3 protein-coding genes and 1 pseudogene are annotated in these 5885 nt (G+C 44.0%); 1 reads left to right on the forward strand and 3 read right to left on the reverse strand.

Annotated elements, in window-relative coordinates:
* Positions 1-488 precede the first annotated feature (488 nt).
* Positions 489-1139 (reverse strand): dTMP kinase, encoded by a 651-nt coding sequence (gene tmk, locus QZ918_RS32800; protein ID WP_293343210.1) that lies wholly within the window; start codon positions 1137-1139, stop codon positions 489-491.
* Positions 1140-1243: 104 nt separating this feature from the next.
* Here tmk and QZ918_RS32805 point away from each other — a divergent pair, with 104 nt between their 5' ends.
* Positions 1244-1591 (forward strand): hypothetical protein, encoded by a 348-nt coding sequence (locus tag QZ918_RS32805; protein ID WP_293158409.1) that lies wholly within the window; start codon positions 1244-1246, stop codon positions 1589-1591.
* A gap of 92 nt (positions 1592-1683) precedes the next feature.
* Here QZ918_RS32805 and QZ918_RS32810 read toward each other — a convergent pair whose 3' ends face one another.
* Together QZ918_RS32810 and QZ918_RS32815 are read right to left on the reverse strand one after the other, a co-directional pair.
* Positions 1684-4347, reverse strand: a complete 2664-nt coding sequence (locus tag QZ918_RS32810) for a heavy metal translocating P-type ATPase (protein WP_293343213.1) — start codon at positions 4345-4347, stop codon at positions 1684-1686.
* Between the two features lie 441 nt (positions 4348-4788).
* Positions 4789-5752 (reverse strand): annotated as a pseudogene (locus tag QZ918_RS32815) (IS701 family transposase).
* Positions 5753-5885: the final 133 nt, after the last annotated feature.

The raw sequence follows: 5885 nt of genomic DNA on the forward strand, positions 1-5885 counted from the left end.
TACACAAGAATTCTCAGACTGCTTTTAAGTCTTTGTCTGGACTAATTAGATTTTGCTGGCATCCATACATTCTGTTTCCCTCCTTGGTTTATATTAGCATAGTATTCTTGATTTAAGATTGAAATATGACTGTAAAACAACCAATACAAAAAAATATTGAAGGCGGTTGAAACCGCTACCGACTTCCTCCTCATGTCTAAAAGCCAGAGGCTTCCGTCTCGTTTCTCGGTGAAAAAGAGACACTGCGATCGATCTCTGGGCAGCGCAATCATCAAAAAAGCTTAACCCAAGCGTATGGGAATGTATCCAGGTTTTAACCAGTAAAGTGCTGGGATTTTTTGTCGGTTAATTTCGGCTAATTATATTCACGGCGCCCAGACAAAAGGAAGAAACCCGGTTTTTTAGGAAATATTGAGGATTTTTAGCAAATATTTCCTAAAAAACCCGGTTTTTGGCCACCTATGTCAGCCGAGTTTTCGGAATTGGGATTATTTTAAATATTCCCAAGCTTCTAACTTGCGACTGACGATCGCTTGAATTTCCTGGGCGATCGCATCTTCAGGGCGATCGGCATCGATCCGGAAAATTCGAGATTGATTTGCCTGTGCCAACTCCATAAAACCTTGCTGTACGCGCTTGTGAAACTGCAAATCCGCTTGCTCGATCCGATCGCGCTCTCCTCTAGCCCTTACCCTTGTCAAGCCCGCCTCCACATTAATATCCAGCCACAAAGTCAGATCGCTTTCCAAGCCGCCGGTGGCAATTGCATTCAACTGCTTAATTAAATTTAAATTAAGATTGCGGCCGTAGCCCTGATAAGCAATCGTGGAGTCTGTAAAGCGATCGCATAAAACAATCGTTCCTTTCGATAACTCGGGTTTAAGAAAAGTTTCGACGTGCTGAGCGCGATCGGCAGCGTACATGAGTAATTCTGCTACATCGGATACAGATTCACCCGGATCTTGTTTGAGTAACAAATGCCGCAGTCCTTTTCCCAACTCCGTACCCCCCGGTTCGCGAGTAGCCACCAACCGGACTTTCTGAAAATAACTTACTTGCAGCCAATGTATCAATCGCTGCATTTGTGTAGTTTTTCCAGCACCTTCTACCCCCTCAAATACGATAAGTTTGCCCTTCATTGCCTAACTTTGCACCTCAATAAAATAAATATGAATCCTCCCGTATATCTGTTCTAGGTTCGGTATGATAATAAAGTCTCAGTGCCTCATGGTTGGAGTTTTCTATGGCTCGCTATACTGGTTTTTTTATCGTTGCAGTTCCGATCGACCGTCTCCGTCAGTCCCTGATTGAAATTTTAGAGTCATGCAATCTTGATATTATCTACAATACAGGAGATTCCCTGATGGCTCGCGAACTTCCGGGTCAAGTTTCGATTCCGAAACTGGTCACCGCCGAAGTCCTAATTGAGAAAAACACGGCTAGTGACTCAGAAGTTCGCATGAACTTCGTAATCAAAAACGAGGAATTGCCCCTGCAAACCAATAACCACTGCCGTCAAATGTTCGAGCTAGTCAGTCGTTCAGTTATGAAAAACAATAACTGGCGGCTTTTGGAAAGTATGGCACTGTAGCCATAAATCATTAGTCATCAGTCATCAGTCATCAGTCATTAGTTCCTGGCTAATGACTAATTACTGATGACTTTTATTTGGAAGCTCTAAATTTAACCTCGAAACTTCCGGCGCAGCAGCAAAGAATTGGTAACAACGCTAACAGAACTAAACGCCATAAATGCGCCTGCTGCCGCAGGACTGAGTAAAATTCCAGTTGCAGGCAGCAAGAGACCGGCCGCAATTGGAATTCCCAGAGTATTATAAGCAAAAGCCCAGAATAAATTTTGGCGAATCTTATTAAAAGTAGCGCGACCAAGGTCGATCGACTCAACAACATCCATCAAAGCATTTCGCATCAGCACAATTTGAGCCGTCTCAACCGCGACATCAGTCCCGCAGTGCAAACCGATACCGACATCAGCTTGAGCCAAAGCCGGGGCATCATTGATACCATCTCCCACTACAGCGACTTTACAGCCTTGGGCTTGCAAACTGGCGATCGCCCGAGCCTTCCCCTCCGGCCGCACTTCGGCCAAAACATCAGCAGCCGCCAAACCTAGCTGCTGCGCCACCACCAACGCCGCCGACGCCGTATCGCCCGTCAGCATCATCACCCGCAATCCCATACCCCGCAGGCGATCGACCGCCGCCTTAGCATCCGGTCTCAGAGTATCTTTTAGCCCGATTACCCCGAGCAAAACGCCCCCAGAAGCGACGTAAACCGCCGTTTTGCCTTTACAAGACTCCAAAAGTTCCGCAGTCACAGCGACGCCCTGCTGGCTCATCCACTCAGCATTCCCCGCAAACACCCGCTGGCCGTCTACTAAAGCAGAAACCCCGAATCCCGGTTCCGTGTGGAAATCCTCAGCAGCTAGCAGTGGCAAACCTTGCTGTTGAGATTCCCGCAAAATCGCCGCGGCGATGGGATGACAAGCCCCTCTTTCCACCGCCGCCGCAATTTGCAGCAATTTTGAGTCAATTGTGGAACAGGCATCTTGTTTGTTACCAGAAACACCATCAATTGCGGACATTGTGGAAGAGGCATCTTGTTTGTTACCAGAAACACCATCAATTGTGGAAATTGTGGAAATTATGGAAGAGGCATCTTGCCTGTTGCCAGAAATATCATCAATTGCGGACATTGTGGAACAGATATCTTGTTTGTTTCCCACATTAATATCCGAGTTCAAATCCAACTCAGAATTCTGGAAAATCGGCAAATAATCAGTAAGTGTGAGATTTCCAGTTGTCAGAGTCCCAGTTTTGTCAAAAACCACAGTATCTAATTGATGCACTCGTTCTAAAACATCGCCACCGCGAATCAACAGCCCGCGCTCCGCCCCGATGCCAGAACCGACTAAAATTGCAGTTGGGGTAGCCAGTCCCAAAGCACAAGGACAAGCAATGACTAAAACTGCGATCGCCAATTTCAAACTTAACAACAAAGAAGACTGATAATGGATAATTGGCAATTGATTTCCCATGCCCCATGCCCCATGCCCCATGCCCGATGCCCCATGCCCCATATCGTGTCCTAAAAGCACAGAAGGCCAAATATGAGTTCCGGCAAAATACCAAAATAGGAAAGTTAAAGCCGATATTGCCATTACGCCATAGACAAAATATCCGGCGACAGTATCAGCTAAATGTTGAATCGGCGCTTTGCGAGTTTGGGCGGCTTGCACCAAAGCCACCATTTGAGCTACAGTTGTTTCTTGACCGGTGCGAGTTGCCCGCATCACAACTGCCCCAGATTTATTGATAGTTCCCGCCGCGACTGTATCTGGTGATTGCTTGAAAACTGGCATCGATTCGCCAGTCAGCATCGATTCATCTACAGTTGTTTTGCCTTCGCAGACTTCGCCGTCTACCGGAAATTTTTCACCGGGTAAAACTTGCAGCCATTCTCCGACTCGGACGCGATCGGCTGGAATTTCAATGTATTGTGGATTGTAGACCGCAGATGTCGAGTTTGCAGGCAACTCTTGAGAGTCCAAATCTAAAATCGGCAGTTTAAAATCAACCAAGCGGGCTGTCGCTGGTTGTAGTGCGATTAAAGCTTGCAAAGCTGATGCAGCGCGCCGTCTGGCTTGCTGTTCGAGAGTTTTGCCCAACAATATAAAGCCCAAAAGCATCACCGGTTCGTCAAAAAAGCACTCCCATCCCATGCGTGGAAACAGCAGCGCCGCGTTGCTAGCCGTGTAAGCCGTGACTGCGCCTAAAGCTACCAAAGTATTCATGTTTGGTGCCTTTCGCCATAAACTGCGGCAGCCGTCAACGATAATCGGGCGGCCCGGTAGCAGCAATGCAAGGGTGGCGAGTCCCCAGTGAAACCAAATGTTGCTGAGAATTGGGGCTTTAGTGCCGAGAATGTGTCCTAAACCGGATAGAATAATTAGAATAAGGGCGATCGACAATTGATTGATTTGCTGTCGAATTTCTTGCCGCCGCCGTTCAATTGCCACCGCTGCTGCTTCCCGCTGATTTTCACCTAAGCGAGACTGACAGGGAAATCCGTTATCAGTCAACTTTTTCGCTAAAGCCTCTGCATCCACAGCCCCCGGTTGACACTCAACTGTCGCGACTTCTACTGCCAAATTAACGCAAGCCGAAATTACCCCTGAATGCTGCATGAGTTGGCGTTCAACTGATGCAGCGCAACCCGCACATTTCATCCCGCCCACATCGAAAGTAACAACTTCTGGCGGGGGAGATTCTTTAACTGGGATAATTTGCGATCGATTTTCGGGGAGTGTTTTGGGAAGAAATTGCATGGTTTTTTTCGGTATTGATTAGAATATTTTGGTGAGAACAGAAAGTGTTTAATATAAATTCCGTCTAGCCGAGGAATTATTCATCTCTCTTCTCTCCCTCTGTGTCCTCTGCGTTCTCTGCGGTTAAATCATTCCGATCCAACCGGAATTGATATAATGCACAGTTTAGACAAATGTCTACATTTTTATCATAGATAAAATTTTTGGCATCTTCCCAAAGTGTTAGTTTTTTTTAATTCTTATCTTAATTCTGAAGATTGGACGTAGGGTTCAAACTGTATCTATAGAGACACTCACGCACCCTAAGAGGGGGTTGAAGATTAGACGGTAATTGTATTTAGTCCGATTGGCACGGACATCGTTTGTACAGACGAGGTTTCAACGGTACGATTAGTTAGTATTTAGGACTTACGCATTGACAAAAAACATCATCTATGTATTCTAGACAACGCCAGCACTACTAAAGTTTGCTAAAATATGCTCACGTATAACTGAAGTGAATAGATTCCTTTGGACTTCATACCAGTTACTAATTATTTTTTCCGACCGCATCAACTCTAATTTTACAAATGCTTTAATTGAACAAAATACATGAGTCTTGATTGCACAAGTATCTCTTACCATGAACCGACAAATCCCACATACTTGCTTGATAGCTCTATGAAAGGTTTCAATTCGCCAATGAGTATCATGAATTGTGATAAATTCATCTCTTGTAATCTCAGCCATCTTTTCTAACTCTGGCAAATAGAAAATATAGTGTTTGGATGACTCTTTTTTGAAGCTTTTTCTAAACAACTTTATAAATCCAAATTCTCTTAAATGAGTTATGAATCCCGACTCAGGAATTGCCAGAGTGTTTACCTGGCAATAACTACGTGGCTCATTTGATACTGTTCTGTTTTTTCAATTCCGAAGAGAAAACCCAATTTTTGGTTTTTTAGAAATTTTAAATTTTCCACTCCTGAATACCAACTATCCCCTGTTACTATTTTTGGCTTGACTCCCCAATCTATTATTTCACTCACCATTTCTCTAAAATAATCGTTTTTAGTTTTTCCCTCCTTTTGATCGTAAATCCTGTAATTTATTGGGACTGAATTACCATTAATATCGCTGTAATACAGGGTGATTAAATTGAAACCAATAATAGTTCATGAGCTTTTCCTGACCAAAAATAACTAATTAATTCAGCATTTTTAGGGTTGCTGTAAATCTTTTCTATGACTGTATCGTCTACACTTAGTATCCCTCCTGTCAAGTTGATTATTTTCTCAATTTCGCTGAATAAGTCTTTCGGCTCATATCTTTCTCTTAACAAAAAGCGATTGATAGAATCGTGAGAAACATCTCCCAGTATCTCTGATAATCTGCTACATCCTCCCAATTTTGGTTCGGACAACAAAAATAATTAGGACTTACGCATTGACAAAAAATATCATCTATGTATTCTAGACGATACCATCACGGCTCAGGTTTGCCAAAATATGCTCACGTATAACTGAAGTGAATAAATTCCTTTGGACTTCATACCAGTT

It is taken from the genome of Microcoleus sp. CAWBG58 (assembly GCF_020883045.1).
In the GTDB taxonomy this organism is placed as follows: Bacteria; Cyanobacteriota; Cyanobacteriia; order Cyanobacteriales; family Microcoleaceae; genus Microcoleus.

Bases quoted from the DNA above. Each gene is read 5' to 3' on its own strand.
- tmk (WP_293343210.1), bottom strand. From the start codon at position 1,139: ATGAAGGGCAAACTTATCGTATTTGAGGGGGTAGAAGGTGCTGGAAAA.
- QZ918_RS32805 (WP_293158409.1), top strand. From the start codon at position 1,244: ATGGCTCGCTATACTGGTTTTTTTATCGTTGCAGTTCCGATCGACCGT.
- QZ918_RS32810 (WP_293343213.1), bottom strand. From the start codon at position 4,347: ATGCAATTTCTTCCCAAAACACTCCCCGAAAATCGATCGCAAATTATC.